This window comes from Barnesiella sp. An55 (assembly GCF_002161555.1).
GTDB classification, from domain to species: Bacteria; Bacteroidota; Bacteroidia; order Bacteroidales; family Barnesiellaceae; genus Barnesiella; species Barnesiella merdipullorum.
This window is the reverse complement of record NZ_NFHZ01000034.1, coordinates 1-3206: the sequence shown is the minus strand read 5'-3', so window position 1 is coordinate 3206 and position 3206 is coordinate 1. Positions and strand designations below refer to the sequence as shown.

Below are 3206 nucleotides of genomic sequence, written 5' to 3'. Positions count from 1 at the left end.
AGAGACACCCGCCAGGGCATGATTTGAGACAGTCCTATAGCTCAGTTGGTTAGAGCGCTACACTGATAATGTAGAGGTCGGCAGTTCAAATCTGCCTGGGACTACAGGGCTCCGGGATATTGAGAGCCGTGGAAGCGGGGGGATTAGCTCAGCTGGCTAGAGCACCTGCTTTGCAAGCAGGGGGTCAACGGTTCGAATCCGTTATTCTCCACAGAAGATCCTTGACATGTTGGAAGAAAGAAGAACAAGAGCACGAAGCAAAAACCATATCAACCCAAAACGACGGCACTTCAGCAATGGAGAGCAGCCGCAAGAAAGTAAGAAAGGGCGCATGGGGGATGCCTAGGCTCTCGGAGGCGAAGAAGGACGTGATAAGCTGCGAAAAGTTACGGAGAGGCGCAAATAGCCTGTGACCCGTAAATATCCGAATGGGGCAACCCGGTCCGCAAGGACCATACCGCTAGGCGGTAGGCCAACGCGGGGAACTGAAACATCTAAGTACCCGCAGGAAAAGAAAATAATAATGATTCCGCAAGTAGTGGCGAGCGAACGCGGAAGAGCCCAAACCGACGGTGTTACGGCATCGTCGGGGTAGAAGGATCCACAAAGAAGGCAAGAAAGAAGCTAGCAGAATACGATGGAAATCGTAGCCAGAGCGGGTGACAGCCCCGTAAGCGAAAGCGGAAATAAGCCGAGTGGACACCTGAGTAACCCAGGACACGAGAAATCCGGGGCGAATCGGCGGGGACCATCCCGTAAGGCTAAATACTCCCGAGAGACCGATAGCGAACCAGTACTGTGAAGGAAAGGTGAAAAGAACCTCGAACAGAGGAGTGAAAAAGACCCTGAAACCATGCGCCTACAAGCGGTCGGAGCGCGCAAGCGTGACGGCGTGCCTTTTGCATAATGAACCTACGAGTTACTGTCTTTGGCAAGGTTAAGCGATTCAGTCGCGGAGCCGAAGCGAAAGCAAGTCCGAAGAAGGCGTATAGTCAGAGGCAGTAGACGCGAAACCAAGTGATCTACCCTTGGTCAGGTTGAAGGTTGGGTAACACCAACTGGAGGACCGCACCGATAAGCGTTGAAAAGCTTACGGATGAACTGAGGGTAGGAGTGAAAGGCCAATCAAACTTGGAGATAGCTCGTACTCCCCGAAATGCATTTAGGTGCAGCCTCGGGCAAGAATGGCAGAGGTAGAGCGACTGATAAGATGCGAGGGCTTCACCGCCTATCAAGTCTTGACAAACTCCGAATACTGCCATTTGTTACCCGGGAGTGAGGGCATGGGTGCTAAGGTCCATGTCCGAAAGAGGAACAACTCAGACCACCAGCTAAGGTCCCGAAATAAGGGCTAAGTTGAACAAACGAAGTAAAACTGCAGAGACAGCTAGGATGTTGGCTTGGAAGCAGCCATTCATTTAAAGAGTGCGTAACAGCTCACTAGTCGAGGAGTTTTGCATGGATAATAATCGGGCATAAGCCCTTTACCGAAGCTGTGGATGTCGAAAGACATGGTAGGGGAGCATTCCGTTTGCGGCGAAGGTCGGTCTCGAGACACGGCTGGAGCGGACGGAAAAGCAAATGTAGGTATAAGTAACGATAAAGGGGGCGAGAAACCCCCTCGCCATAAGACTAAGGATTCCTGATCAACGCTAATCGGATCAGGGTAAGTCGGGACCTAAGGCGTAGCCGAACGGCGGAGCCGATGGAAGAAACGGTCAAGATTCCGTTACTGATATAAGGAGCGACGTGGAGACGGAGAAGTGACACACCCGCCTGCTGACGGAATAGCAGGTTAAAGGATGTAGGTAAACGTGGCCCAGGCAAATCCGGGTCGAGTGCCGAAACTGACAGTATCGAGAGCCCTCGGGCAATCGAATAGCGGTGGTAAACAGGCTCCCGAGAAAATCCGCTAAGCATATTCTTATATCACCCGTACTCCAAACGGACACACGTAGTCGGGTAGAATATACCAAGGCGCTCGAAAGATTCACGGTTAAGGAACTAGGCAAATTGACCCTGTAACTTCGGGAAAAAGGGTCCCCAGTAAGATGGGGCGCAGAGAATAGGTCCAGGCAACTGTTTAACAAAAACACAGGGCTGTGCGAAATTGGAAGATGAAGTATACAGCCTGACACCTGCCCGGTGCCGGAAGGTTAAGAGGAGATGTCATCGCAAGAGAAGCATTGAATTGAAGCCCCGGTAAACGGCGGCCGTAACTATAACGGTCCTAAGGTAGCGAAATTCCTTGTCGGGTAAGTTCCGACCTGCACGAATGGTGTAATGATCCGGACACTGTCTCAACCGTGACTTCGGTGAAATTGTAGTATCGGTGAAGATGCCGATTACCCGCAACGGGACGAAAAGACCCCGTGAACCTTTACTGCAACTTAACATTGCGTTTGGGCATTCGATGTGTAGGATAGTCCGGAGGCTAAGAAGCGGCGACGCCAGTCGTCGTGGAGCCGCTGTTGAAATACGGACCTTTGAATGTTTGAACGCTAACTCGCAGGAGCGAGGACACTGTTTGGTGGGTAGTTTGACTGGGGTGGTCGCCTCCAAAAGCGTAACGGAGGCTTCTAAAGGTACCCTCAGGTCGATTGGTAACCGACCGCAGAGTGTAATGGCACAAGGGTGCTTGACTGAGAGACAGACAAGTCGACCAGGTAGGAAACTAGAGCATAGTGATCCGGTGGTTCCGCATGGAAGGGCCATCGCTCAAAGGATAAAAGGTACTCCGGGGATAACAGGCTGATCCCTCCCAAGAGCTCATATCGACGGAGTGGTTTGGCACCTCGATGTCGGCTCGTCACATCCTGGGGCTGGAGAAGGTCCCAAGGGTTGGGCTGTTCGCCCATTAAAGTGGCACGCGAGCTGGGTTCAGAACGTCGTGAGACAGTTCGGTCTCTATCTGTTGTGGGCGTAGGAAATTTGCGGGGGTCCGACACTAGTACGAGAGGACCGTGTTGGACAGACCCCTGGTGCATCGGTTGTTCCGCCAGGAGCACAGCCGAGTAGCTAAGTCTGGAAGGGATAAGCGCTGAAAGCATCTAAGTGCGAAGCCCGCCCCAAGATAAGATTTCCACGAGGGACGTCAAAGACGATGACGTAGATAGGTCGCAGGTGTAAAGGCAGCAATGCCAAAGCCGAGCGAAACTAATCTCCCGAAACTTTGCAGCGGCGCGAGTCGGGAAGGGCCGATAGGG

Annotated in this window: 2 tRNA genes and 1 rRNA gene; all 3 read left to right on the top strand. The window is 52.5% G+C overall.

The window, feature by feature from the left end:
- Nucleotides 1-30 precede the first annotated feature (30 nt).
- A tRNA-Ile gene (locus B5G10_RS12395) sits at nucleotides 31-104 on the top strand.
- Nucleotides 105-137: 33 nt separating this feature from the next.
- Nucleotides 138-211, top strand: a tRNA-Ala gene (locus B5G10_RS12390).
- A gap of 100 nt (nucleotides 212-311) precedes the next feature.
- A 23S ribosomal RNA gene (locus tag B5G10_RS12385) occupies nucleotides 312-3179 on the top strand.
- Nucleotides 3180-3206: the final 27 nt, after the last annotated feature.